Raw genomic sequence first — 25,009 nt, 5'->3', positions numbered from 1 at the left:
CTGCAACTGCCTGTTTTGCGTGCGTTTTATTTTGTGAACAAAAAATGACCAGTCAGCATTTTTGCCTGTAGCGCCCGCTTCTACGGCGTCCTACAGAATTTCATCAACAGAGTTATCCACAGGGCGCATTGCCCTTTAATCGCGCTCGGCAAGCACCATCAGGTTGCGTGGTGTCAGGGCTGTTTCGCAGAAGTGGCCGACTTGAGCCTTGTAGCCGTTTTCCTGAAGAAACAATGCCCGATCCAGAACCAGCCACACTTCCAAGGGGCGACGAAACAGGCCACGCACCAGTTCCAGGTTTCGTACGTGGGCGAGGCGTTGCCAGCCGTGCTGTTCCAGCGTGACCCAGTCCTGTTCACCTGTGGATAACCCTTTGAGCGCCGCGAGGTGCTGGCAGTAATCGGCGTAGGGCCGATTCAGCCATTCGCTGGGCAACGAAGGCGTGGGCAGGTACTCGTCGCTCCCGCGCAGTTGCCGCTGTAACAGGTCGAAGCCCAAGCGCCGGGCCATGGAGGTGTCGCGTTGCAGGCGCACCCGCAAGCCTGCGGTGACGGTTTCGCTCAGGGGCAGGCCAAGGTCATCCCGCGACAAACGTAGCGCCGAAGCGCGGGCCGGGGCCGATAGGGCCTGGTAGTGTTCGCTGGCGATGCGGTTGTAACAGCAGGGCGCCACGGCCAGGTGTTGGCAGCCGGCGGCGCTGGCCAGTTGCAGCAGGCGCACGTGCAGGTCGCCACAGGCGTGCAGGGCGACCGGGGTGTGCTCGCGGGTGAGTTGCTGCACGGCGCTTTCGGCCATCACGTCTTGCTGATGGTGGCGGGCGGGCATTTGATGGTGGTCGCTGAGCGCCTGGCCTGCGGTGATCAGCGCCGGATCGTACTCCAGGCAAGTCAGGTTTTGCCCTGGTTGCAACAGTCGACGACCAAGATGGCCTTTGCCGGCGCACCAGTCGAGCCAGTGGGTGGGGCGCTCGGCAAAGTGCAGAGCGGCGCCAAACGCCTCGATCTGCTGCCATTTGCGCCCGGGCACATCCACATTCAGGCGCGATGGCGGCGCATGTAGCGCCCCCGACGGTAACTTATCCACAGCACTCAGACGCGTCGACAGCTCCGCCCATTGGCGAAACGGCGCTGGCGCCTGTAGTTCGGTGGGCAGGTTGTGGTTGCTTTCGGCCTCTGCCAGCGAGCGCTGGCGCAGCCATTGGGCAAGCGTTGGATGCCGGGTTTCCCAAGGCAATTGCAGGTGGGTGAAGGGCCGTGGTCGCCACAGCCCTTGATGCTCGGTAAGGAATGCATCCAGCGCAAGGAAGCGGGCCAGCAGCCGCTCGCCCTTCAGCCCGGTATCAGCGTCCCTGGCAGGCATCGACCCGCAACCAGCGTTCCAGCAGCTTGAAGCCACGCACCAGCACATAGGCCATCAACAGGTAGAACATCCCGGCGGCAAAGAAGATCTCCACCGGCAGGTAGGTTCGGGCAATGATGGTGCGGGCCATGCCGGTCAGTTCGAGCAAGGTCACGGTACTGGCCAGGGCGCTGGCCTTGAGCATCAGGATCACTTCGTTGCTGTAGGCCGGTAGGCCGATCCGCGCGGCACGCGGCAGGATGATGTAGAACAGCGCCTTGGGCTTGGACATGCCCAGCGCCCGCGCCGCTTCGATTTCACCGGGCGGGATGGCCTGGATCGCGCCGCGCAGGATCTCGGCGATGTAGGCGGCGGTGTGCAGGGTCATGGTGGCGGTGGCGCACCAGAACGGGTCCCGCAGGTACGGCCACAGGGCGCTTTCGCGCACGGCGTCGAACTGCGCCAGGCCGTAGTAGACCAAGAACAACTGCACCAGCAGCGGTGTGCCGCGGAAGAAGAAAATGTAGCAGTAGGGCAGGGTGCGCACGTACCACAGGCGTGATGAGCGCGCGATGCCCAGTGGGATCGCCAGCAGCAGGCCAGCGATCACGGCGATGGCTACCAGTTCCAGGGTCAGGGTCGCACCCTGGGCCAGTCTCGGCAGCCACTTGATGATCACGGCCCAGTTCAGGCCCAGGTCGAAATGCGACAGCCAGCTGTAGTCGCCGTTCATTGTGTGCTCCTCGCAAAGCCGCGAGCGGCACGTTTTTCCAGGAAGTACATGCCGGCCATGGCCAGGACGGTGAGGCCCAGGTACATAAAGGCCGCGACCATGAAGAAGGTGAAAGGCTGTTTGGTGACGGTCACGCCGATCTGCGCGTGGCGCATGATTTCTTCCAGGCCGATCACCGAGACCAGCGCGGTGTCCTTCATCAAGATCATGAACAGGTTGCCCAGGCCCGGCAGGGCGATGCGCCACATCTGCGGCATGATCAACCGGGTGAAGATGCGCAGCTTCGACAGGCCCAGGGCAACGCCGGCTTCACGGTGGCCCTTGGGGATCGCCAGGATCGCGCCCCGAAACACTTCGGTGGCGTAGGCGCCAAAGCACAGGCCCAGGGCGATCACCCCGGCGGCGAAGGCGCTGAGCGACAGGTCGGGGTTGCCGAAAAACTCCCCCAGGGCCCGCATCATATTGACCGTGCCGAAGTAGATCAGCAGCACCCAGAGTAATTCGGGAATGCCACGGACAAGGGTCGAGTAAGCGCCGCCAAGCCATTGCAGCGGCTTGTACGGGGAAGTCTTGGCCAGGGCGCCGGCGAGGCCGAGCACCAGCCCCAGGCATAACGCCGTGAGTGCCAGTTTGACGGTCATCAGCGCGCCGGCAGCGAGTGCGGGGCCGAATCCGTAGAGATCGAAATTCATGGTTTAGTCATATCGCGCAAGGCTTGCTAAAAGCCGGCACGCTCGGGTGAGCGCGCCGGGCAGGCCGATCAGATCATTCGATGCTGAAAGGGAAGTACTTGTCGTTGATCTTCTTGTAGGTGCCGTCGGCCTTGATTTCCGCCAGTGCCTTGTTCAGGCGCTCGCGCAGCGGGTCGCCCTTGCGCACGGCGATGCCGATCTTGTCGCTTTCTACAACCGGATCGCCTTTGAACTCATAGGCCGAACCGTCTTTGCTCTTGAGCCACTCGTATTGCACGTACTTGTCAGCGAGCATCCCGTCCAGGCGCCCGGAAGTCAGGTCGAGGTAGGCGTTTTCCTGGGTGTCGTAGAGCTTGGCGGTGGTGTCTGGCAGTTTGTCTTCCAGGTAGGTACCGGCCAATGTCGCGCGCTGTGCACCGATGATCTTGCCTTTGAGGTAACCAGCGTCGGTCTTGAAGTCTTTGATGGATTTTGCCGCGATGAACTGCAGCTTGTTGGAGTAGTACGGGTCGGTGAAGTCAACGGCTTGCTTGCGCTCGTCGGTGATCGACAGCGACGACACCAGGAAGTCGAACTTCTTGGCGTTCAGGGCCGGGATGATGCCGTCCCAGTCCGATACATACACTTCGCACTTCTCGACTTTCATCTTGGCGCACAGGGCGTCGCCGATGTCTTTGTCGAAGCCGACAACATTGCCGCTGGCGTCTTTATTGTTGAAGGGCGGGTAGGCCGCTTCGATCCCCATTTTCAACGTCTCGGCCATGGCCGTGGCGCTGAATGCCATGGAAACGGCGGCGGCCAGGAGGAATTTTTTATAGTTCTGCATGCATGTTGCTCCGTTAGCGGTTGCTGGACATGAATTGTTTGCAGCGCGCCGAAAGCGGGTTCTCAAACACCTGCTGTGGCGATCCTTGCTCTTCGACCAGCCCCTGGTGGAGGAACACCACTTCGCTGGACACTTGGCGGGCAAAGCCCATTTCGTGGGTGACCAGCAGCATGGTGCGGCCTTCTTCGGCCAGCGCGCGGATCACATTAAGTACTTCCTGAACCATTTCCGGGTCAAGTGCCGAAGTGGGCTCATCGAACAGAATGACTTTAGGTTGCATTGCCAGGGTACGGGCAATCGCGGCGCGTTGTTGCTGGCCGCCGGACAATTGCGCCGGGTAGGCGTGGCGCTTGTCGCTGATGCCGACCTTGGCCAGCAGCGCCTCGGCCACTTCGATGGCTTCGGCCTTGCTTTGGCCGAGCACGCGGCGTGGGGCCTCGATGATGTTGTCGAGGATGCTCATATGGGGCCAGAGGTTGAAGTTCTGGAAGACAAAACCGATTTCGCTGCGCAGGCGATTGATCTGCTTGCCGTCGGCGGCCATCAGTTCGCCGTTTTTCGCGGCCTTGAGCTTGAGCTCTTCGCCGGCCACCAGGATCTGGCCCTGGTGCGGGTTTTCCAAGAGGTTGATGCAGCGCAGGAACGTGGACTTGCCGGAACCGGAGGAGCCCAGGATCGAGATCACATCGCCGTCGCGAGCGGTCAGCGAGATGCCTTTAAGCACCTCCAGCTCACCATAGCGTTTATGCAAGTTGCGGATTTCAAGCGCGGGCGCGGCCAAAGCCATGTGCGGTCCTCATTGTGTTCATTGCGTTCCTGCTGTTGGGTCGCCTTCCTGGCGTGGCGCCAAGCTAGCATAGCGTCCGGATGACAGCCAACAGCGCCACGGGCGTTAAACAGACGGTGTGTGACAGGTTGTCGCATCGGCACAGCAGCGTGTCGCGCCATCAACAACCGAACAGCCGTTTTAACCGATAAACCCGTGGCAGTCGCGTAAAAAAGGGCGCGATGGTGCCAGCTTTGGCCGGGTGTTGGAAGGGTTAAACGGGTAAACGGTGCCTATCAGCCCTTTAATTGGGCGTCACTTACTTTTTGTGTGTGTTTTTGGTGCGCTGATTCGTTCTTGAAGTGAGTCGGCGGGTAACGCTGTGGCGGATTGCCAGCAATCTCAATGACTTGCGATCAGTTAGGAATTTCCCTACAGCCCGCATCAACCTTGAGTTTGTTACATTTTGGCGCAAATCTTGCGTAAGAAATAAAGAACGCCCCGTTTGTTTATTTTCACGAAACACGGCAGGCCGGGCGGACCGTATTCGCAATTCCTCGCAAAGGTGTGTCAATGAGTCGTACGCAAAGCTCCAATGACCTCGAACAGGGGCTCAAACCGCGACATGTCACCATGTTGTCGATTGCCGGTGTGATCGGCGCCGGTCTGTTTGTCGGCTCCGGCCACGCGATTGCGGCAGCCGGGCCCGCCGTGCTGCTGGCCTATGCGGCGGCCGGTACGCTGGTGGTGCTGGTGATGCGCATGCTGGCCGAGATGGCCGTCGCGTCTCCCGACACCGGTTCTTTTTCCACCTATGCCGACCGGGCGATCGGGCATTGGGCCGGCTTCACCATCGGCTGGCTGTACTGGTGGTTCTGGGTGCTGGTGATTCCCCTGGAAGCCAACGCCGCCGCGACCATCCTGCATGCCTGGTTCCCCGACGTGGCGATCTGGGCTTTTACCCTGGTCATTACCTTGCTGCTGACCGCTACTAACCTGTTCAGCGTGAAGAACTACGGCGAGTTCGAGTTCTGGTTTGCGCTGATTAAAGTGGTGGCGATCATCGGTTTTGTGATTCTCGGCGTGCTGGCGATTTTCGGCCTTTTGCCGGGCAGCCAGGTCAGCGGCGTTTCGCACCTGTTCGACACCCAGGGCTTTTTGCCCAACGGTATGGGCGCGGTGTTGGCGGCAATCCTGACCACCATGTTCTCGTTCATGGGCACCGAGATCGTGACCATTGCGGCCGCAGAATCGAAAAACCCGGGCCAGCAGATCACCAAGGCCACCAACTCGGTGATCTGGCGGATCGGCTTGTTCTACCTGGTATCGATCTTCATCGTTGTGGCCTTGGTGCCGTGGAACGATCCTACGCTCGCGGCCGTCGGTTCCTATCAGACCGTGCTGGAGCGCATGGGCATCCCGAATGCCAAGCTGATTGTCGACCTGGTGGTCTTGGTCGCTGTGACCAGTTGCCTGAACTCGGCGCTGTACACCGCGTCGCGCATGCTGTTCTCCCTGGGGCGTCGTGGTGATGCTCCGGCGGTGGCCAAGCGCACCAACAAGAGTGGCACGCCTTACTGGGCGGTGATGTTGTCCACAGGCGCGGCATTCCTCGCGGTGTTTGCCAACTACGTGGCACCGGCTGCGGTGTTTGAGTTCCTGCTGGCCAGCTCCGGCGCGATTGCGCTGCTGGTGTACCTGGTGATTGCGGTATCGCAACTGCGCATGCGTCAGAAACGTACGGCAGCGGGCGAGAAAATTGCCTTCAAGATGTGGCTGTTCCCGGGCCTGACCTACGCGGTGATCGTGTTTATCGTCGGCGCGTTGACCATCATGCTGTTCCAGGAGGCGCACCGGGTGGAGATCATCGCGACCGGTGTCTTGAGTTTGCTGGTGGTGGCGGCGGGGTTGCTGGTGGCGAGCCGGCGCCTCGGGGCTGCGGTGCTTAACTGATCAGTTGAAGCCTTGCTGCTAACGCCACGAAACACTGTAGGAGCGAGCTTGCTCGCGAAAAACGTCAACGATAACGCGTACAGCCTGAATAAACGCGTTGTTCTTGAGTTCTTCGCGAGCAAGCTCACTCCTACATGGGTTTTGTATCAATCTTGCGAATGGGTCAGTGCTTGCGACGCCGCCACGTAGTCGGCCTGGAACGCTGGCGATTCAATCCACGCCAACGCTGCTGCTTCATCATCGCTATGGGTGGACCACTGCCGATACTCGATCAGCGCCGCCAGGATAAAGTCAGTGGCGTTTTCTTCGCCTTCCTGCTCCAGCACCAACGCCAGCAACGGGTGCGCCAGGAAGGCCGCACACAGCGCCTGCTGGCTGGTCTCGCCGGCCTCGCGCATCTCCACGAACAGTTCGGTCAAATCTACCGATTCAAGGTCAATACGCTCGTCGTCGTCGGCAAACGCATCCTGCTTGGGTGCATTGGCGCGCTGGGTGCGGTTCTGCTTGGCCTTGGCTTTTGCCCGTTGGGCACGTTTTTGCTGCTTGTCTGGCGAAGCCATGGGCTCACGTCCTTGGTTCAGGATCTGGGTGGCGTATTGAAGCGCAGGTCTGGCGAAATCCCAAGGGTTTCTACAGGCGTGCCCCCGGTGTGTCGGCCGCGAGCTGGCCGTGCTGCAGCCAGGTCAGCGCAATCGGCCATAAGCGATCCTGATATTCACTGCGGAAAAATGCGAAATGCCCGACGGCTTCTTCGCCAATATCCGTCGGCGCAATCCGCAAGTGCAGGCGCTCGCTGGCGTGGAAGTAGTCCAGCAGACGTTCAATGGCTGGTACCGTGCCAAACGGGTCGTCGGTAATGCTGATCGCCAGGATCTGTGCCTTCACCCGGGCAAAGGGCAGCTCGCCCAAGGCGCGCCCACTGGGCCGTGTCTGGTAGGTGGGCGTGGGGCTGCTCCAGTCACGCACCACCCCGGCTGGCGTGTCTTCCAGCCAACCCAGGCGCTTGCCTGGGAAATACCCGCACACGGCCGTCACCAGCGGCATCACCAAGTGCCACTTGGCCAACATCCGCCAGCGGCCATTCGCCTGGTAGTCACGCCAGTACGCAAACTGCGCGCCCACCGTGACCAGCCGCCTGATGGCTGCACCCGATGCGCCAAGCCCGGCCGCGCAACCGCCAAAACTGTGGCCGACCACATCAATGGGCTGCCCGACAAACTCCCGCTGCGCGCGCTGCATGATTGCCTCGAAATCCAGCCGGCCCCAGTCTGACCACGAGGCCTTGAACCCGCGCAATGAGCCGCTGCGTGATTCGCCGATGCCGCGATAGTCGTAGGTGATGACGTCAAAACCGTTGGCAAACAGGTAGTCGGCAAAACGCGAATAGTGACGGCAGCGCACCGAGGTGGCGGCGTTGATGATCACCACCGGGCGCTTGGCATCCGTGCGGATATGCCGCCAGGTGAAACCGCCGATGGGGTAGCTGTCGGCGGCGGGCTCGCGGAATGCCTCGGGGTGAAGGCGGGTGGGCAGGTTCATGACGGGCCTCGGTCCATGCGCTTTCGATGGGGTTTGGTGACCCGTGCGCAGTTTTTATTGGAAGTTGACGCTAACAAAATCGACGGACAAAGGCTCGTGATCTTTAAATGCAACTGGGTGCGGGGAATGTTGCATTTGGTTCAGGCGTGATTCAGGCGTACTGTCGGCAATATACGCCAGCATTCCCCCGGCCTGGCAGGTTGAACCATGGAACACCGCACGCGTTTTCGTCTGGAGGCCCTGGGTGTTTTCCTGGTGGCCCTACTGCTGTTTACAGCAGGTATCTGGGATCAGCAGCCGCAAGGGTTTGACGGGCGTTGGGCGGTGTTCCTGCAGGAAATGTTTCGCCACGGCGCCAGCCTCTTCCCCACCACCTACGGTGAGCCTTACCCGGATTACCCAGGCACCGCGACCTATTTCAGCCTGCTCTTCGCTCGGCTGTTCGGCGCGCCTAACGACCTGGCTAACGTCATGCCCACCGCCCTGGCTTCGGCTGGGGTGATGGCGCTGGTCTACCGTTTGCTGGTGCCTTGCGGGCGAGCCTGGGCGTTGCTGACAGTGTTACTGACGGCATTGACTGCCCAGTTGCTGGAGAAGTCGCGCTCGGTCTGCCTGGATCAAATGGTCTCTTTATTGTGCCTGGGCTGTTTCTACCTGCTGCACACCGGTGAGCGCCTGGGGTCGCGGCTGCGCCAATACGCAATCTTTCCCCTGTTCGTGGCGGCGTTTGCCATTCGTGGTCCTCTGGGGCTGATCGAGGTCTGTGGGGTTGCTTGTGTGTACTGGGCGCTGGGGCCTGCGCGCTCGCGAGAAGAGAAGATTGGCCTGCTGAAAAAGGTGATTGCCCACGGGGTGATCGGACTGATCCTGCTGGCTGCCTGTTGGTGGGTGCTCTTGAAGCTGGCGCGGATCAGCGGGGGCGATGGGTTTGCCGATGAGGTGCAGAAGATGCAGGTGGCCGGTCGTCTTGATGAAAGTGGCGAGCCGTTTTACTTCTACTTCAAGCTGAGCCTGTATCGCTATTTCCCGGTGATACCGTTGGCGCTGGCGACGTTGATTGCCCTGCGCCATACATGGTCGGCGCGTCATGATGAGGCGGATGTGCGGTTGATGCTGCGCCTGGGCGGTTGTGGCTTGATGATTCTGTTGGGGCTGTCGGTGCCGAACTTCAAGCGCGCGTACTACATCGTGCCTATGGTTCCGATGTTTGCCGCTGTGGCGGCCTATGGCCTGCTTCAGGCCCGAGGCTGGCTGCTTGGCGTGCGTCGGGGCTATGAGTGGCTGGTGGCGATCCTGCCGCTGCTGGGGGTTGTCGTGGTATTGGTCTGCCGGCAACTGTGGAGCAAACACGGCTACTGGCCCGATGTCTCGGTGCCGGGATTGATTGCACTGTTGATTGCCCTGCAACTGGCGGCGGTCGTTGCCTGGCGTCGTCTGCGTGGTTGCGTCGCGCAGCGATTGGTGGTGCTCAGCCTGATCGCGTTGGCCACCCAATGGCTGGTGCTGGTGATGGTCGTGGAGCCGGCCAAGGACCTGCAATTTGACACGAAAAACTTCGTGGGCGCCGTGGAAACCCTGCGGGCCGAGAATCCCGGGCAGTTGGTGTTTCTCAACCTCGGCAAGGACACCTGGGCCATTCGCTACATCATGAACCTGGACCACGACGAACAGCCGCTGTTTATCGGGCGCGACGACCTTGCGCAACTGAACGCGCTGCCGCGCTCGTCCTGGGTCATCGTCGCGCGCAAGGAAACCCAACTGCTACACGGCACGCCGCTGGAGCACCTGGCTCCAGCGTTCAATGGGCGGCTCAATGACAACCCGCTGCTGGTGTTCCGTGTGCCGTGATCAGTTGTTCTGGCTTACAGCGCAATCAAAAGTTGTAGGCCAACGTACCAACGATCGTACGACGGTTGCCGATGAAGCAATCGCCTCGCGCCAGGCATGTTGTGTAGTAGGTCTTGTCTTCAAGATTGGTTGCGTTGAGGGTCATGTTCCAGTTCTGGTAGCGGTACCCCAGCATCGCGTCCAGCAAGGTTGAAGACGGCGTCTTCACCCGGTCAGCGCCATCCCAACTGGTCCCCACATAGCGAACACCCGCACCGACACTGAACCCGGGAATGTCACCGATGCTGAATCGATGCTGGCTCCATACCGAGGCCATGTTTTCGGGAACACTGGCCAGGCGTTTGCCTTGTTCTGCCGGTGAGCCGTTGAGGACGGTGGTGTCGGTGTAGCTGTAGGTGCCAATCAGGTCCCAGTCGGGTGTGACGGCTACCAGTGCTTCAAGCTCCAGCCCACGGGCGCGGGTCTCACCACTTTGCAGGGTGTTCATCGGATCCACGGGGTCGGGCATGCGGCGGTTCTGCTCGCGGATGTCATACACCGCTGCGGTGTAGAGGCTGCTGCTGCCAACCGGCTGATATTTCACGCCCAGTTCCCACTGTTTGCCCTTGAGCGGTACGTAGGGTTCAAGCGTGCGCTGGTTGAGGCCGATTTGCGGCTGGAATGATTCGCTGTAGCTCACGTAGGGCGCAATGCCGTTGTCGAACAGGTAGGTCAGGCCCGCGCGGCCGGTCACCTTGTCGTCCTTTTGCCGGGTTTTGCCTTGGGTCTGGCTGGTGGCCCAATCCTTGCGCAGGCCCAGGGTCAGCAACCACTGTTCGTATTTGATCTGGTCCTGGGCATAGAGCCCTTGTTGCATGACCCGTTGTTCCGGGTCTGCGGTGAGGCGAATGATTGACGGATCAAAGGTGCCATACACCGGGTTGTACATGTTCAGTGGTGTTGCCGCGCCGCTGGCACTGTCCCGGTTGGTGACCGCATGCTGGTAGTCGCCCCCCAGCAGCAGGGTGTGTTGCAGTGGGCCGGTATCAAACCGGGCCTCGACGTTCTGGTCGGCGACCCAGACTTTGACCTCTGGCTTGGACACGTAATAGACGCGGTCGAGGGTCTGGTTATCGGGTTTAAAGAGTGGTTTTGCTGCAAATTTCGCGTAGACCGACTGGTAGCTGACTTTGCTTTTCTGCCAGCGCAGGTTTTGGCGCAGCGTCCACGTATCGTTCAGGTGCCACGAGAATTGCGAGGTCAGGGCTGTCTGGTCACTGTCGTACTCGTCAAACCCTGGCTCGCTGGCGAAGCGGTTGCTGTGGAACCGACCGTACGGCGCGTTCCAGAGGGTGCCCTTATGTGGGAAAAACTGTGTGGTGGAGCCGCTGTCATCGCGCTGGATGTTAGCCATCACGGTCCAGTCGATATCCTCGTTGGGGCGCCAGGTCAGCGATGGCATCAGGACCTGACGGTTATCTTTGACGTGATCAACCTGAGTGTCGCTGTCGCGTTGAATAGCCACCAGCCGATACAGCAAGGTGCCTTCTGGGTTGAGGGCGCCCGTGGTGTCCACCGCGACTTGCTTGCGGTTGTAATTGCCGTATTGCAGTTGCAGCTCGGTGTGTTGCTCGGCTTTGGGGCGTTTGCTGACCTGGTTGATCAGGCCGCCCACCGGGCTCTGCCCATACAGCATCGACGCGGGGCCCTTGAGTACTTCAAGGCGTTCGAGGGTGAAGGGGTCGGTGCGGATGTTGGTGTAACTGCCGAAGCTCTGCTGTAAACCATCAAGGAACAGGGCGGGCGCGCTGCCTCGCACTTTCGACCAGTCTCCCCGGCTATCGAGCCCAAAGGGTTCGGCCCGCACCCCGGAAACATAACGCAGTGCGTCCTGCACGGTCAGTGCGCCCTGGTCGCGCATGCGGTCGGCGCTGATCACGGAAATCGACTGAGGGATTTCGGTGATCGGGGTGTCGGTCTTGGCGCCTGTTGTACTGCGCTTGGCGACATAGCCTTGGACCGGGCCGTTTGCCGTTTCTTCGGAAGCCGTCGCCGTAATACTTTGGCTGGGCAGTTCGAGTTGGCCTTTCTCCTCGGCCGCGACGGCGACGGGGACAAGCATCGAAACGAATCCGAAGGGGGCAAGGCTGAGTGCCTTCACCCATGAACCTGGCTCGCGTGCAAAGGGCATCGCAACTCCTTGATTATTTTTAGTGATGCGGGGGGAGGATATTTTGCGCGCAGCTTAAATGATAATAATTGCTATTAGCAATATTGGTGTGCAGTCGATCCTGGCCTGGGGCCGCAACGGTTGACTGCGAAGTGACCTTTACCCTGAGCTACCTGTAGCTCATGAACGAACTATTTGCAGCGGTACCCTTCAGGCATCGTAACGGTGTAATTGCGTTGCACACGGTCCTGGAAGTTCAGGTTCTGCAAGCCTTGCTGCACCACAAAGGCTTCGACCTTGGCGGCCTGGCAGTCGTCGTTGTAGGACGTCACGCGCAGCAGGTACACCGCGCGCTTGCTCGCTTCATCCCGCGCGGTGGCGGTGAAGGTGGTGAGGGTGGTGTAGCCGGTTCGTTCCGAACTGCCTACCGGGCCGTAGGTGGTGTTCGGCGTGCTGGTGCAGACCATTCGGTCGTCTTTTTTCTTACTGTTCTTGCACACGGTGGACGTGCTGGTCGGCACTTGCCCGTAGTCGGTGGCGACATAGCGGTAAGTCTTCTGGCGGCTGCCAATATCCAGGGTGACGGTCATTTTGATCGGCGCATGATGCTTGGGCTTGTTGGTGTCGGTAAACACCTCGCGAAAACCCTGGTCCTTCAGCGCGCTGACCATGTCGCGCAGGTAGTAGCGGGCATTGAGAGCGTTTTCGTCGCTGCCGTTTGCCGATGTCACCAGTACGGGGGCTTGCCGGTCAAAGTGATAGTCCGGATCCGGGGTTGCGTTGATCGCGACGTCCATCGTCGTGGCGCATCCACTGAGCAGCGCTGTCAGCATTAATAGCGTGCAGAACAAGTACCGGGTCATGAAATAACTACCTTGCTGAAAGTTGGGTAAAGGCTAGACGGTTGAGCTGCGCGATAAACAACCCTCAGGTGTTTACCGGGCCTGGCGCGGCATGCATGAAAGTATCCAGTTTCGGCTGTGGCGGCGTAAAGCCTGTAGGTATTAAATCGCAGGCAACAAAAAAACCGCACTAGCGGCCAGGCGGTTTTTTTGTGTGTTGCAGATGACATTTGCAGTGGCGCGTTCTTGGCAGTGCGTTGTGCCAATAGCCCCCTAGAATTGGGTCTCTTCTATTTCAGATGAGCACTTCTCACAGGGTTTCATCAGGCAATCGCTGTTTTGTCTCAGCGCATGCTCTCGGCGTTGATATAGAGATAGGCAGAGCCGCTTCTACCCCTCGTCCTGTCCTCATTTGCAGGCCTAGCATGGCAATGGCAACCAACGCCGCGCCTGCTCCCGCAATCGGTATATACGCCAGTCCCACATGGGTAATCACCCAGCCCGCGCCTATGCCACTCAATGCCGTGCCAAGGTTGAACGAAGCGATATTAAGTCCCGAAGCCACTGCACTGGATTGCGGGATGTATTGGTTCGCCAGGCGCAACAAACGCAGGGTCGACATGGTGACGATGGCAAAGAACACCACCCCCAGCAGCCCGACCAGCGTCAAGGTGACGATCTTCGAATCCCCCCACAGGTACAGACCCAACAGGTTCAGCATTAAGGCCGTCAGCCCGCCAAGCAGGCACCGGTCGACATCGAAGGCATCCACAAGATGGCCGCCCAGCAAGTTGCCGAGAATGGAGCAGACGCCGAACAGCAGCATGGCGAAGCTCAGAACCTGCGGTTGGATACGGGTGATATCCAGCAGAAATGGCGAAACGAAGGTAAAGAACGAAAAGGTGGCCACGCTCACCAGCATGGCGATCGTGGCAGCCATCAGTAGTTCGCGATGAAAGAGAGCGGTGAGGCCTTGTTTGATGCCCTGGTGTTCGTGGGGCTGGGGCGCAGGTTGAAGGCGCATCAGCAGCACCAGGCCAATGGTGCTGATCAGGCCCAAGCCGCCGATGGCCAGGAACACCACGCGCCACGACCAGTAGCTGCCGAAGAAGGTACCGATAGGAACGCCGAAGGCGATGGACAGGGTCAGGCCCATCCACACCAGGGATAATGCCCGCCCGGCGCGCATCGGGTCGACCAGTTTGACCGCGGCATTGGATGCCACGGCCATGAACACCCCATGGGCCAGGCCGATGATGAAGCGCACGCCGTACAAGGTCACGATGTTCGGTGCCAGGCTGATGGCCACGCTACCGACGGCGAGCACGGCGAGGGTCAGCAGCAGCACTGACTTGTCGCGCCAGGTGGCCAGCATTGCCGTGAGCAGCGGGGCGCCAATCGCCGCGCCCAGGGCGTAGGCCGCGATGGTCGAGCCGACTTGCGCGATGGATTCGTGCAGGTCCATGGAGATCGCCGACACCAGGCCGGCGACGACGAATTCGGACAGGCCGAAAGTGAAGGTGCAGAGCGAAAAAATGTAGATGACGGCTGGCATAGGAACTCAAGTTTTAGGAAAAGGGCAGGTGCACCTCAGCGAGGCGCGTGCTCCAGGTGCGCAACCCGCAGCGCCAGTTCAAGGGACTGTTCGTAGTTGAGGCGCGGATCGACCTTGCTCAGATAACGTCGAGACAGGTCATCGGGCTGCAGGTTGCGTGCTCCCCCCAGGCATTCGGTGACGTCGTCGCCCGTCAACTCCAGGTGCAGGCCGCCCAAGCGGGTGCCGTGTTCGCGGTGGACGCTGAAGGCCTCTTCGATCTCCGTCATGATCTGTTCGAAGCGCCGGGTCTTGGTGCCGCAAGCCAGGGTTTCGGTATTGCCATGCATGGGGTCGCACAGCCATAGCACCTTGGCCCCCGAGCGATGGACGGCGTTGAGCAGGGCCGGTAGTTTTTCCCGCAGGTGCTCGGCGCCCATGCGGTGAATCAGGGTCAGCCGCCCGGGCTCGTTATGCGGGTTGAGCCGGTTGATCAGGGCCAGCAAGGCTTCGGGGGTGACTTCGGCCCCGACCTTGACTCCCAGCGGGTTACGAATACCCCGGCAATACTCCACGTGGGCACCGTCCAGCTCGGCGGTACGTTTACCGATCCATGGGAAGTGGGTGGACAGGTTGAACCAACCGTCGAAACCAGGCACTTGCCGGGTCAGGCCGTGCTCGTAGTCCAGCAGCAGCGCTTCGTGGGAAAAAAAGGTCTCTCGATGCAGGAATTTATCCGCATCGCTACCGGCCAGGGACGCCATGAAGTGTGAGGAGTGCTGTACGTCCTGGACGGTGCGGTGGAAGTCTTCTCGTTCGGGCAGCGCATTGATCCACTCGGTGGCCCAGTGAGCGGGCTTGAGCAGGTCATCGACACCGGTTTCATAGAGTGCCCGGACAAACCCGAGCGTCGAGGCGCAGTGGGCATGAGCCTGCAGCAAGCGTTGAGGGTCCGCGCGACGCTCCTCGTGGGTGAACGCACTGCCGTTGACGATATCTCCGCGGTACACCGGCAGGGTTTTCTGCCCCTGGGTTTCACTGCCGCTGGAGCGTGGCTTGGCATATTGCCCGGCCAGGCGTCCCAGGCACACCACTGGCATGTGCAGGCGCTGCATCAGTATCTGGGCCATTTGCTGTAGCACTTTTATCTGCTGTGTCACCGCTTTGCTGGAGCACTGATCAAAGGACTCGGCGCAATCGCCGCCCTGCAGGATGAAGCGCTCGCCGTCCTGGGCCTGGGCGATCAATACCTTGAGTTGCAGGATTTTGTCGGCACACACCAGGGCCGGTCGCCTGGCCAGCGTTTGCAAGGCTTGGCGGTGTTCGGTGGGGCAAGGGTAGGTGGGCTGGTGCAGGGCAGTGCACGAGCGCCAGGTTTCGGGTGTCCAGCCAGTGACGGTGGCGTGGATGTGCTTGTGCGTCGTCAGCATTCAGCGTCTCCTTGTCGGTACAGCAATCGAGGATTCAGCCGGTGCAAATACAGTAAGTCGGCGCCGACTTTAGAGGGCAGCAGATGTTATGTTCGGGACTAGTTCTTCTGAGGTGGCGGTGATAGTGCGGTGGTAAAACTACGATGGGAAATACTATAAAAGTCTCTGTTTAATACTTTTGGCAGGTGCTAATGAATTATTGATGAAAAATTGATTCACGTTCGATGAGCTGTTTTTTAGGTTGATTGTATTGTGCAGGTGATTAGCGTATTGGCGGGCCCGCGACGATGCGACTAACAGATACCGCCAGGTCGCCAACAAGTAGTTGGGCTTTCTCTCTGATATCTGCAGGCTCTTACAAACAGACCGCGAAAGTATTTTACTTTGTCCGTCGACTCGCCAATTCTCGCTGTTTAAAGAAAGAGGGCGGGTTAATGTTAGTTCACAACGATCATTACTATGGGATTTTGCAGGGCGCCGAACGCGAAATCCTGCGTCATGGGGAGTTGATCCCCGACGCCACTTTCTATGAGCACAAACTTCAAGCCGTGTGGGCGCGTGCCTGCCACAGCGAGTTCTACCGGTCCCTGGGTGAGTACAGTTTTGCCGGGTTCCAGGCCTTGGAGTTGACGCCCAAGGCCAGCCTGAAGGGCTCTCCGCGCGCGTTCTGCACCGTCGATTACGGCCAGGCCGCCAAGTATTACGCGACCACGGGCACCACCGGCGAGCCCACCCCCAGCCCACGGCTGAAAGAAGACATCATCTGGAACGCCGTTTCGGTAGCCTTCCACTGGCGCCATGTCATCGAGCCCGGCTCGCGGGTGGCCAATCTGATGCCTTCGGATATCGTCCCAGTCGGCGACTTGATCGCCAATGTTTGCGAATACCTCGATGTTTCCCACGTGCGGGCCTATCCCTTTACTACCGGTATCACCGACTGGGAGCGCCTGTGCAAAATGTTCGAGACCTACCGCCCGACAGTGATCTTTATCGCCCCGGGGGTATTGGTGCAATTGACCCGCTACCTGAAGCAGCGGCAGATGCTCGAACGCGTCAGCGAGTCCATCAAGGCGATCATGTTGCTGGGCGAGGTCAACACCCGGCCGTTCCGGGAAAAGCTGGCTCAGTGGTGGGCCTGTGATATCCACGACGCCAGCTATGGCAGCACCGAAACCGGTACCTTGGCCGCTGTCACCCAGGGCAAGGTCCAGCGCTTGACCACGGCCACCAACTATTTCGAACTGGTGACAGCCAATGGCCAGATCGTGCCCCTGAGTGATGGCGCCACCGGGCGCTTGGTGGTCACCCCGCTGAATCTGTACGCCCGTCCCCTGCTGCGCCTGGACACTGGCGACAGCGTGACCATCACGTCCCAGTGCGCGCCGGGATTGCCGGGGCCGACGATGATGGTCAACGGTCGCGATTCGGACGCGGTAATAGTGTCCGGGGTAGATCTTGAAATCCGCAAGATCGAAGAAATCGTCTACGGCAACAGCAACGCCACCGGCTACCTGATCGAGGTGGACCGCCAGACGGATCGTGCCAGTCTGATCCTGGAACGCGACGTTGTCTGGGACAACGACTTGGAGGCGGGGCTCGCCGACGCGTTGCGCGAGTGTTCCCAGGAGCGGATCAAGCTGGATTGGGACAAGATTCTGTTCGTCAACAACCTGGCGGCGGTCAGCAAAAGCGGGGCCTCGCAGAAGAGCTGGAAAAAAACCAACCTGCGTTTTGTCGGTGGCCAGCAATGAATGCTTTGAGCCAGATCGCACCACGTTTTCCCGCGGGGAACGCGGTGGTCAGCGGCCAGCCGGACTTGTGGTGCACCTATGCCGCTATTCGCAGCCTGGCCTGGGTCGACCAGTTGCAAAGCGTCGACCGGCCGCAGATCTGCCGCTACATCGAGTCCCGGCTGAACCGCGATGGTGGCTATGCCTGGAGCAAAGGCATGCCTTCAGATGCCTGGGCGACTTTTTACTGCACAGAAACCCTCAACGACCTTGGCGCGCAGGAACGGGGGACGCAAAAGACCGAGTCCTGGCTGGACAGCCTTTGGGACGGCCACGCCTATGCCATGTGCGCGGGCCAGGGCGCAGACGTGTGGGCTACCCACTATGCCGTACGCACCTTGATCAATGTCTGTCATGGCGAAGTAAAAGAGCCGGCGGAGCTGCTCGATTGGCTCAGCGGGCTGCAATGTGAAAGCGGCGGTCTCAGTTGGTCTCCGGCGTTTGCCCGGCGCAACAAAGCCGACGTGCGCGCCTGTTTTTATGGGGTGATGGCTTGGAAAGCCCTTAGCCAGCAAGGCGCGTGGGTACCGACATGGGACATGGACCGACTGGTCCAGTGGATGCAGGCCCAGCAGCTTGAATGCGGCGGTTTCCGCTTCAGTGAAGCGGCGGATACGCCTTGCCTGTGGGCGACCTATCGCACGACCGCGACCCTGGCGGCACTGGGTACCAGCCCGCTGCACAGTGCCCGTTGCGTGGCATGGATTGATTCGTTGCGTGGCCCAGGCGGCGGTTTCGTGCGTTGGCAAGGCTACGATTGTGAAGACGTGTGGGCGGTGTTTTGTGCGGTGGGGTCGCTCAAGGCCCTGGGTCAGGATGTCAGCGGGCTGGCCCAGGGTGTCAGCCAGTTTATCCAGCGTCTTTATGTCGACAATGGCGGCTACACCTACCGTGAAAAAAGCGCGGCGGCTGACGTGTTGACCACAGCGGCCACCGTGTTGGGCGGAACTCTCGCCCCCCAGGACCGCGACTCGGCGGTGCGTTGGATCGAGGGATGCCAACTGCCCAACGAAGCCGGAGTGATGTACATGCCGGGCCGGGGCGCGGAAGTGCGCTGCACCGCCTGGGCCTTGGCTGCCGGAGCGTTGCGTGATGCTGTGCAAGGCCGACAGGCTGTGCTCGCCTGGCTGGGCCGGATCCAGAACCCTGATGGCGGTTTCGGCTTCTGGGAGGGGCGCGGCTCGGACATGGTTTCGACGGCCTCAGCCGTGTCGATCATGGCCATGTTGGGTAGCAATAACGGTGTCGACTGCGCTCAGTTGGAGCACTTTATCCGGCGGTGCGCCATCACCCAGGAGCCGCCGACCTACGGAAACTTTCCTGACGGCACGCCAACGCTTCGCTCCAGTATCCAGGCGCTCAAGTGCCTCCGGTACCTGGGGCACGGCAACGGGGGCGCGATGCAGGCTCTGCTCCTGCGGCACAAGGTCAAGCAGGGTGGTTTTGCCAATATCGGCAACCGCATTCCGGACCTGCTGAGCACTTACGAAGCCATGGCTGCCTCCAGTGCCTTTGATCTGGAGGTGGACCGCGCCCACGTGTTGTATTTCCTGGAGAAGGTTGAGACTGCCAGCGGATACGCCTGGTCACCGATGTATCGCGAGGGGCAAGACGCGCTCTCTACGTGCCTGGGAAGTTTATTAAGGCAATGGTTCCAGGGGCGCCTGGATGTACTTCCCCACTTATATTTGTCTTGAGAGGCTGTTGTGCCGACGATCAATATTCGTTCCGGTTTTCTTGGAATAAGTGAAAAGAAAAAAATCGCCTTGAAAGTTGCCCGTGAACTCAAAGGCCATGGACTTGACCCCGCTCACTGTATGGTGATTTTTAGTGCGCTGGATGAAGACAGTGTATTCAGCGCCGGTCTTTCGATGCCGATTAATCATGGCGACTCGAAGAAGAGTCGTGTGTTCTTTATTCGTGCATCAATCGCGGCCAGCCGCGATCAGTTTTTTCGCAAGGATTTCGCCACGCAACTGTTCAATTTTTTTAATGCCCAGTTTGCCGATGTATTTTTCTACCTGCAGTACGAAGATGTTTTCCCTGAAAGTGTTTTCTATTCCACAGGCGAAGCTCTGAATAACGCAGCCATAAAGGGTTAATAACATGATCAACTCCAACTCTGTAAAAGAAGATATTCGTTCAGCACTAGAGACCTTGCTTGGGCCTGAAGTCCGCACCATCGGCGTTGACCAGAGCTTTCGTGACTTTATCGGTGAGCGCTTTGACAGCCTGATGGCCGTAGAAGTGGTGACCACCATTGAAGAGCGCTTCGGGATCGAGGTGGACTATGTGGGCGATGACGTCCGCTACTGGTTCGAGACCCTGGAAAAGATGGAGCAGTTTGTCAAAGAACGCCTGGAAGATAACGTTACCTTGCAGGCTATGTAAGCGATGAGCCTGGAACACGTTTTCAGCACCTCGGGGTCCACCAGCGCGCCGCGCCAGTGGGTCCGCACCCGGTGGCAAATGGAGCAGGAGGCGCGGATGATCCTGGGGGCATGGGCTCCGGGCGTTACCGATATCTTGTCGTTTGCGCCCACTGAACACAGCTACGGCATGATTCTGGGGCAGGTGGGGGCCGACGTGACCAAGGCGCGGCTGCAACGGTGCTCCCTGGAAAAACTGGTGCTGCCGGACCTGCAAGTCACGGGGCCTACGGTCATCCTGTGTATTGCCAGCACCTGGACATTGCTCCCCTCTTTACTCAAGCGCCTGGCCCCGCAGGTGCCGGTGTTGGTACTGCATAGCGCCTCGACGTTACCGTCCAAGGCGTACGAGGTGGTCAATCGTTTTGCCGGGGGCAATGTGCGTTTTGTCGAGATCCTCGGTTCGACCGAGACCGGTGCCATTGCCCATCGCCCCATCGCCGAGGCGAGCATGCCCTGGACGGTATTCGAGGATGTTTCATTGCTCAGCCCGATTGGCGTCGAGTCGCGCCTCAAGGTCCACAGCCTGCGGATCGCCAGGGCCGCAGGGAACCGGGTGGCGGCGCTGACCCACCAGAGCGATGACTGGATCCTGGCCGGGGACCGCGAGCAGTTCCAGTGGTTGGGCCGCGCCAGCCAACTGATAAAAATCAATGGCGTGCGCCAGGACCTGGGCGTCCTGCGCGCCGAACTGGGTGCCGCGACCCAGTGCCAGCACCTCACCTGTGTGCCCCTGCGCGATGAGTTGCGCGGCGAGGCCTATGAAGTGCTGTTCAGCTCGCCGACCCTCAGTGAGGCGAGCATTACCTTGGCTATCGAACGCCTGGGCGTCCATTTTCCCAAGCCGGTGCAGATCCGGCGCGTCGAGTATTTGCCGTTGTCGGCCAGCGGCAAGCCGCAGGCTTGGGCTATCCAGCAAACAGGGAATTGAGTGTTATGAACACCCGTATTGCAGAGCAGAGCATTACCGCTTACCTGTCCGGCCACGCGAGTAGTGGTGAGCAAGCCGAGGCCATGCCGGACTTTCTCAAGTTGCCGTTACGCCAACGCCATCGCTTGCTGCAGGAACAGCCCCAACTACAACAACAGTGGGCCCGACAGTACAACCACTGGGCCGGCTGGGCCGACAACCAATACCGTTGCCTGGTGGCGAGTGTGATCGACGACAGTGCAATGTTCCGCCTGGGGGTCAAGGATACGGTCGACGTGGCGGGCATGCCGACGCGCCTGGGGCTGCGCAGCTATCGCCACTACCCCGAAGTTTCGGCCAGCGCCTTGTGTGGTTTGCATCCCGAGGTGCGCACCCTGTTCAAGGTCGCGACCACCGAACTCAATATCGGCTTTGGCTGTGGTGCCCGTAATCCGTTGTACCCCTCCATTGACCCGTCGGGCTCCAGCACCGGTTCGGCGGTCTCGGTGGCCGCCCACTTGTGCGATATCTCCTTGGGCACCGATGTGCTTGGCTCCGTGCGTTGGCCCGCGGCCCATTGCGGCATGGTCGGGCTGCGCATGACCCACAAGGCTTCCAATCTGGACGGCGTATTTCCGCTATCACCCTCCATGGATGCGCTGGGCTGGGTCACCCGCACCGCCGATGACCTGGATTTCCTGATGCCCAGGCTCGGCCTGGAGCAACACCTGGGCCAGCAGAGACCGCTGGCGGACACCTACCGGATTGGCGTGTTGAGCCACATCGACGAGGGCGTCACCAGCACACCGATGCTTGACATGATGAGGCAGGCCAAAAGCCTGCTGGCCGACCTGAACATGCCTCAAGTCGCCATGCAGTTGCCTGAACTGTGGGACTGCCGCGGTGCCGCCTGGCAGTTGTGTGCCCGGGACGCATGGCTGGCTTCGAAGGTCTGGCGTGATGTATTCGATACCGAACTGCATTGGTCGACCCAGGCGGCTCTTGACGTTGGCGCCGGTGTTACAGACAGCGAGCACCTGCAGATAATCGAGCGTATGCACTCGGTACGGGCTGGGATCGAAGGCTGCTTCGAGGACGCCGCGGTGGACTTCGTGGTGTTCCCCATCGACCCTTGCCGGCCTTTCGATATCCGCAACCCACAGCCGGGGGATTCGACCATTCCGTGCCCGACCGACCCGGACTACGGGCAAAAAATCGGCTTCACCCCGTTGGCCAGTTTCAGCGGCCTGCCGGCCATCACCTTGCCGATCATCCTCAGTGCCGACGGCAAGGCACCCCTTGCCTTACAGATCATGGGGCGCCGCGACAGCGAGCTGCAATTGATTGACCTGGCCAAACGGCTTGAAGCGTTACGCGGTCCGTTACCTGCTGCTTCAACCGAACGATAAGGATCATCTGATATGTGTGGAATTACTGGTTGGGTCGATTTTTCGAGAGTCCTGACAGACCAGCTGCCGGTGGTGCGCGAGATGACCGCCAGCCTCGCCCGACGCGGCCCGGATGCCGAAGGTATCTGGCAGGGCCAGCATGCCTTGCTGGGGCATCGGCGCCTGGCGATCATTGACTTGAGCGGCGGCGCGCAGCCGATGACGTTTACCACGGCGGGTGGCGCCACGGTGGCGCTGGTGTACACCGGTGAGGTGTACAACTATGTCCAATTGCGCGAGTCCTTGCGCAAGGCCGGGCATCAGTTCAATACCCAGAGCGACACGGAAGTGGTACTGCACGCCTATCTGGAGTGGGGCGAGCACTGCGTGGATCACCTCAACGGCATGTTCGCCTTTGCCATTTTCGATGAGCGCCACGGACGTTTCCTGCTGCTGCGCGATCGCCTGGGGGTCAAGCCACTGTTCTATGCCTCGCTGGACTCGGGCCTGTTGTTCGCCTCGGAGCCCAAGGCCATCCTCGCCCACCCGCAGTTCCAGCGCTCGCTGGACGTCGTGGGCCTGGTGGATGCATTGTCCCTGTCCAAGGCTACCGCGCAGACCCCATTCAAGGGCATTCGTGAGTTGCCTGCGGGCCATCGCTTGCAATTGCTGGCCGGGCGGGCGCCGTTGGTGCAGCGTTATTGGTCGCTGGAGCGTTGCGAACACACCGACAACGAGGCGCAAACGGTGGAGAAGACCCGCGCCTTGCTGGAGAAGGCTCTGGGTGAGCAACTGTATGCTGACGTGCCGGTGTGTACGCTGCTTTCCGGTGGCCTGGACTCGACCATTCTCACTGCCATGGCCCAAAAGAAATTGCAGGCAGAGCACGGGCGAGTGGTTAACTCGTTTTCCGTGGACTTTGTCGGCCAGGCCGAGCAGTTCCGCGCTGATACGTTCCGTCCGGATCGCGACCAACCCTTCGCCCTGGCGGCGGCCGAAGCCATCGGCAGCCATCACCAGACGATCCTGATCGACAACCAGGAACTGGTGGATGAGGCCGCGCGGCAATCGGTGTTCAGGGCCAATGATTCGGCCCAGACCTTCGGCGATGTGGATACCTCTCTGCACTTGTTGTTCAAGGCCATTGGCGAGCATTCCACCGTAGCCATTTCCGGTGAGGCGGCGGATGAGGTGTTTGGCGGTTATGCCTGGTTTCGCGATCCTCAGGCCCTGGAAGCCCAGCGCTTTCCCTGGCTGTCGCGCATGCAGCTGTTGCAGAGCGAAATGATCAACCCGGACTTCAACAAACTCTGTGATTTCACCGAGTACCAGCGTGCCAGTTATGGCCAGGCGGTGGACAGTGTCGAGCACCTGAGTGGCGACAGTCTTGAGGAGCGCAAGATGCGTGAGGTCTGCCACATGCACTTGCATCGCTGGCTGCCGATCCTGCTGGATCGCAAGGATCGCTTGAGCATGTACGCCAGCCTCGAAGTGCGGGTGCCCTTTACCGACCATGAGCTGGTTCATTACGTCTACAACGTGCCGTGGAGCATCAAGGGCAAGGACGGCGTGGAGAAGTGGTTGCTCAAGCAAGCCTGCGCCGACCTGGTACCGGCTGCCATACTGCAGCGCAAAAAGAGCCCGTACCCGACGTCAGCCAACCTCGCCTATGAGCAGTTCTTGCGTGGTCAGACCCGGGCGCTATTGCAGCAAGCGGATAACCCGGTGTTCCAGATTATTGATCGCACTCACCTGCGTCGCGAGCTTGAGCAGCCGGTGAGTTATTTCAACTCTCAACTCAAGCGCAATAATCTGGAAACGGCCCTGTCCCTTGCGGCGTGGCTGAAGGATTACAAGCTGGCGCTTTAACTGAGCTGGGTGGCCAGTGTCTTTTCAACCTGGGGGGCGGCGCCGAAATCGAGCATGGATATGAAACTGTCCATCAAGGGTGATTCGTTGTGGGTGTTCCACGTCATGTAGAGGCCGATTGCCGGGTTGGGGGACGCGGTGACTGGGTAGATCCGGCGAAACAACACCTTGTCGCGCATGATCGAGTTGGCAATCGACTCGGGTACCAGGGCCACGCCGAAGCCACAGGCCACGAGGCCGATCAAGGTATGGATCTGCGCGGCCTCCTGGACCACCTTGGGATAAAAACCGGCGGCTTCACACAAGGCAATGAGCTGACTGTGATAGCCGGTGCCCAGGGCTTCCGGGGTGAACACGAAGTCTTCCCCGGCGAAATCCCTCAGGTCGATCTGGCCATCCCGCGCCTTGGGATGATGAGTGGGCATTGCCATCACGATCTCTTCATCCAGCAGCAGGCGCGACTCGACGTTTTCCGCCGAGATTGGCAACTTGCGCATGAACGCGATATCCGCTTCCCCCGAAAGGATTGCCTTGGCCTGGCTGGAGGACGGCATCTCCTTGATGATCAGTTGGACCTTGGGAAAGGTTTCTCGGAACTGGCGCAGGGTACTGAGCAGCGACTCGTAGTAGGCGATCGATACGGCGGTTACGGTCAGTTTGCCCGCGATGCCTTCGGACACCTGGCGCGCGTGTTCGATACCCAGCTCCAACTCCTTGAGGGTGCTGTAGGCCGCATTCAGGAAAGCACCGCCGGCAGGGGTCAGTTTTACTCCGCGCTTGTTGCGGGTGAACAGGCTAAACCCCAGTTTGTCTTCCAGGCGATTGATGGCCTGGCTCAAGGGTGGCTGGGCCATGTGCAGGCGAATAGCGGCCTTGTGAAAATGCAGCTCTTCAGCCACGGCGATGAATTGGCGCAGCAGGCGGGTTTCGATCATTTCTTCTGTTCCTTCATTTGAATTGATCAGGGGAGGGC

Annotated in this window: 21 protein-coding genes; 9 read left to right on the top strand and 12 right to left on the bottom strand. The window is 60.1% G+C overall.

Annotation, left to right across the window (positions count from 1 at the left end; all coding sequences use genetic code 11):
* Positions 1-135: 135 nt before the first annotated feature.
* From H097_RS21485 to H097_RS21465, 5 genes are all read right to left on the bottom strand, one after another.
* The gene (locus tag H097_RS21485) at positions 136-1,359 is read right to left on the bottom strand and encodes a methyltransferase (protein ID WP_032862325.1); all 1,224 of its coding nucleotides are present in this window, start codon (positions 1,357-1,359) and stop codon (positions 136-138) included.
* A complete protein-coding gene (locus tag H097_RS21480; RefSeq protein ID WP_032862362.1) occupies positions 1,340-2,029 on the bottom strand; it encodes an ABC transporter permease in 690 nt (229 codons plus the stop codon). Before H097_RS21480 ends, H097_RS21485 begins: the two co-directional genes overlap by 20 nt.
* Positions 2,030-2,067: 38 nt before the next feature.
* Entirely contained in the window at positions 2,068-2,763 is a 696-nt protein-coding gene (locus H097_RS21475) for an ABC transporter permease (RefSeq protein WP_032862323.1), read from the bottom strand.
* A gap of 73 nt (positions 2,764-2,836) precedes the next feature.
* Positions 2,837-3,589 (bottom strand): ABC transporter substrate-binding protein, encoded by a 753-nt coding sequence (locus H097_RS21470; RefSeq protein WP_032862321.1) that lies wholly within the window; start codon positions 3,587-3,589, stop codon positions 2,837-2,839.
* A gap of 13 nt (positions 3,590-3,602) precedes the next feature.
* Positions 3,603-4,376, bottom strand: coding sequence for an ABC transporter ATP-binding protein (locus H097_RS21465; RefSeq protein WP_032862319.1), 774 nt, complete (start codon positions 4,374-4,376; stop codon positions 3,603-3,605).
* A gap of 552 nt (positions 4,377-4,928) precedes the next feature.
* On the opposite strand from H097_RS21465, the gene gabP reads away from it, so the two are divergent.
* Complete coding sequence (gene gabP, locus H097_RS21460) at positions 4,929-6,308, top strand: GABA permease (RefSeq protein ID WP_032862318.1); 1,380 nt, start codon at positions 4,929-4,931, stop codon at positions 6,306-6,308.
* A gap of 146 nt (positions 6,309-6,454) precedes the next feature.
* Here the strand turns inward: gabP and H097_RS21455 are convergent, their stop codons facing one another.
* Both H097_RS21455 and H097_RS21450 read right to left on the bottom strand, forming a co-directional pair.
* Entirely contained in the window at positions 6,455-6,868 is a 414-nt protein-coding gene (locus tag H097_RS21455; protein ID WP_032862316.1) for a hypothetical protein, read from the bottom strand.
* 70 nt (positions 6,869-6,938) lie between these two features.
* Positions 6,939-7,847, bottom strand: coding sequence for an alpha/beta fold hydrolase (locus H097_RS21450; RefSeq protein ID WP_032862315.1), 909 nt, complete (start codon positions 7,845-7,847; stop codon positions 6,939-6,941).
* A gap of 207 nt (positions 7,848-8,054) precedes the next feature.
* On the opposite strand from H097_RS21450, the gene H097_RS21445 reads away from it, so the two are divergent.
* Complete coding sequence (locus tag H097_RS21445; RefSeq protein WP_032862314.1) at positions 8,055-9,695, top strand: glycosyltransferase family 39 protein; 1,641 nt, start codon at positions 8,055-8,057, stop codon at positions 9,693-9,695.
* Between the two features lie 25 nt (positions 9,696-9,720).
* Here H097_RS21445 and H097_RS21440 read toward each other — a convergent pair whose 3' ends face one another.
* The 4 genes from H097_RS21440 to H097_RS21425 form a co-directional block, all read right to left on the bottom strand.
* A complete protein-coding gene (locus H097_RS21440; RefSeq protein ID WP_050593427.1) occupies positions 9,721-11,796 on the bottom strand; it encodes a TonB-dependent siderophore receptor in 2,076 nt (691 codons plus the stop codon).
* A 239-nt stretch (positions 11,797-12,035) separates the two neighbouring features.
* The gene (locus H097_RS21435) at positions 12,036-12,707 is read right to left on the bottom strand and encodes a hypothetical protein (protein ID WP_032862311.1); all 672 of its coding nucleotides are present in this window, start codon (positions 12,705-12,707) and stop codon (positions 12,036-12,038) included.
* 289 nt (positions 12,708-12,996) lie between these two features.
* Positions 12,997-14,241 carry an MFS transporter gene (locus H097_RS21430; protein WP_082445652.1) on the bottom strand — a complete coding sequence of 415 codons (1,245 nt, stop codon included), beginning with the start codon at positions 14,239-14,241 and terminating at the stop codon, positions 12,997-12,999.
* Between the two features lie 35 nt (positions 14,242-14,276).
* Positions 14,277-15,650, bottom strand: a complete 1,374-nt coding sequence (locus H097_RS21425) for a 3-deoxy-7-phosphoheptulonate synthase class II (RefSeq protein WP_032862309.1) — start codon at positions 15,648-15,650, stop codon at positions 14,277-14,279.
* Between the two features lie 434 nt (positions 15,651-16,084).
* Between H097_RS21425 and H097_RS21420 the strand changes: the two genes are divergently transcribed.
* From H097_RS21420 to asnB, 7 genes are read left to right on the top strand one after another with little or no spacing between them, the layout of a single operon-like run.
* Positions 16,085-17,401: an AMP-binding protein gene (locus H097_RS21420; RefSeq protein ID WP_032862308.1), complete on the top strand. Its 1,317-nt coding sequence runs from the start codon at positions 16,085-16,087 to the stop codon at positions 17,399-17,401.
* A complete protein-coding gene (locus H097_RS21415) occupies positions 17,398-19,137 on the top strand; it encodes a prenyltransferase/squalene oxidase repeat-containing protein (RefSeq protein ID WP_032862307.1) in 1,740 nt (579 codons plus the stop codon). The genes H097_RS21420 and H097_RS21415 overlap by 4 nt, the downstream gene beginning before the upstream one ends.
* Positions 19,138-19,146: 9 nt before the next feature.
* Positions 19,147-19,542 carry a hypothetical protein gene (locus tag H097_RS21410; protein WP_139115756.1) on the top strand — a complete coding sequence of 132 codons (396 nt, stop codon included), beginning with the start codon at positions 19,147-19,149 and terminating at the stop codon, positions 19,540-19,542.
* Positions 19,543-19,546: 4 nt separating this feature from the next.
* On the top strand, positions 19,547-19,831 hold the full coding sequence (locus tag H097_RS21405) for an acyl carrier protein (RefSeq protein ID WP_223232732.1): 285 nt from the start codon (positions 19,547-19,549) through the stop codon (positions 19,829-19,831).
* A 3-nt stretch (positions 19,832-19,834) separates the two neighbouring features.
* Positions 19,835-20,800 (top strand): acyl-CoA synthetase, encoded by a 966-nt coding sequence (locus tag H097_RS21400; RefSeq protein ID WP_032862304.1) that lies wholly within the window; start codon positions 19,835-19,837, stop codon positions 20,798-20,800.
* A gap of 5 nt (positions 20,801-20,805) precedes the next feature.
* Positions 20,806-22,188 (top strand): amidase, encoded by a 1,383-nt coding sequence (locus H097_RS21395; protein ID WP_050593424.1) that lies wholly within the window; start codon positions 20,806-20,808, stop codon positions 22,186-22,188.
* A 12-nt stretch (positions 22,189-22,200) separates the two neighbouring features.
* A complete protein-coding gene (asnB, locus tag H097_RS21390) occupies positions 22,201-24,036 on the top strand; it encodes an asparagine synthase (glutamine-hydrolyzing) (protein WP_032862302.1) in 1,836 nt (611 codons plus the stop codon).
* Here asnB and H097_RS21385 read toward each other — a convergent pair.
* Positions 24,033-24,971 (bottom strand): LysR family transcriptional regulator, encoded by a 939-nt coding sequence (locus H097_RS21385; RefSeq protein WP_032862301.1) that lies wholly within the window; start codon positions 24,969-24,971, stop codon positions 24,033-24,035. The two genes, asnB and H097_RS21385, sit on opposite strands and share 4 nt — an antisense overlap.
* Positions 24,972-25,009: the final 38 nt, after the last annotated feature.

The sequence above is a fragment of the Pseudomonas sp. FH4 genome (assembly GCF_000510915.2).
In the GTDB taxonomy this organism is placed as follows: domain Bacteria; phylum Pseudomonadota; class Gammaproteobacteria; order Pseudomonadales; family Pseudomonadaceae; genus Aquipseudomonas; species Aquipseudomonas brenneri.
The sequence above is the reverse complement of the archived record's forward strand: the minus strand, read 5'-3'. Positions and strand labels throughout refer to the sequence as shown.

What these genes read in the sequence shown, in the direction of transcription:
- H097_RS21485 (WP_032862325.1), bottom strand. Translation starts at nt 1,359, where the DNA reads ATGCCTGCCAGGGACGCTGATACCGGGCTGAAGGGCGAGCGGCTGCTG.
- H097_RS21475 (WP_032862323.1), bottom strand. Translation starts at nt 2,763, where the DNA reads ATGAATTTCGATCTCTACGGATTCGGCCCCGCACTCGCTGCCGGCGCG.
- H097_RS21470 (WP_032862321.1), bottom strand. Translation starts at nt 3,589, where the DNA reads ATGCAGAACTATAAAAAATTCCTCCTGGCCGCCGCCGTTTCCATGGCA.
- H097_RS21465 (WP_032862319.1), bottom strand. Translation starts at nt 4,376, where the DNA reads ATGGCTTTGGCCGCGCCCGCGCTTGAAATCCGCAACTTGCATAAACGC.
- gabP (WP_032862318.1), top strand. Translation starts at nt 4,929, where the DNA reads ATGAGTCGTACGCAAAGCTCCAATGACCTCGAACAGGGGCTCAAACCG.
- H097_RS21455 (WP_032862316.1), bottom strand. Translation starts at nt 6,868, where the DNA reads ATGGCTTCGCCAGACAAGCAGCAAAAACGTGCCCAACGGGCAAAAGCC.
- H097_RS21450 (WP_032862315.1), bottom strand. Translation starts at nt 7,847, where the DNA reads ATGAACCTGCCCACCCGCCTTCACCCCGAGGCATTCCGCGAGCCCGCC.
- H097_RS21445 (WP_032862314.1), top strand. Translation starts at nt 8,055, where the DNA reads ATGGAACACCGCACGCGTTTTCGTCTGGAGGCCCTGGGTGTTTTCCTG.
- H097_RS21440 (WP_050593427.1), bottom strand. Translation starts at nt 11,796, where the DNA reads ATGCTTGTCCCCGTCGCCGTCGCGGCCGAGGAGAAAGGCCAACTCGAA.
- H097_RS21435 (WP_032862311.1), bottom strand. Translation starts at nt 12,707, where the DNA reads ATGACCCGGTACTTGTTCTGCACGCTATTAATGCTGACAGCGCTGCTC.
- H097_RS21430 (WP_082445652.1), bottom strand. Translation starts at nt 14,241, where the DNA reads ATGCCAGCCGTCATCTACATTTTTTCGCTCTGCACCTTCACTTTCGGC.
- H097_RS21425 (WP_032862309.1), bottom strand. Translation starts at nt 15,650, where the DNA reads ATGCTGACGACGCACAAGCACATCCACGCCACCGTCACTGGCTGGACA.
- H097_RS21420 (WP_032862308.1), top strand. Translation starts at nt 16,085, where the DNA reads ATGTTAGTTCACAACGATCATTACTATGGGATTTTGCAGGGCGCCGAA.
- H097_RS21415 (WP_032862307.1), top strand. Translation starts at nt 17,398, where the DNA reads ATGAATGCTTTGAGCCAGATCGCACCACGTTTTCCCGCGGGGAACGCG.
- H097_RS21405 (WP_223232732.1), top strand. Translation starts at nt 19,547, where the DNA reads ATGATCAACTCCAACTCTGTAAAAGAAGATATTCGTTCAGCACTAGAG.
- H097_RS21400 (WP_032862304.1), top strand. Translation starts at nt 19,835, where the DNA reads ATGAGCCTGGAACACGTTTTCAGCACCTCGGGGTCCACCAGCGCGCCG.
- H097_RS21395 (WP_050593424.1), top strand. Translation starts at nt 20,806, where the DNA reads ATGAACACCCGTATTGCAGAGCAGAGCATTACCGCTTACCTGTCCGGC.
- asnB (WP_032862302.1), top strand. Translation starts at nt 22,201, where the DNA reads ATGTGTGGAATTACTGGTTGGGTCGATTTTTCGAGAGTCCTGACAGAC.
- H097_RS21385 (WP_032862301.1), bottom strand. Translation starts at nt 24,971, where the DNA reads ATGATCGAAACCCGCCTGCTGCGCCAATTCATCGCCGTGGCTGAAGAG.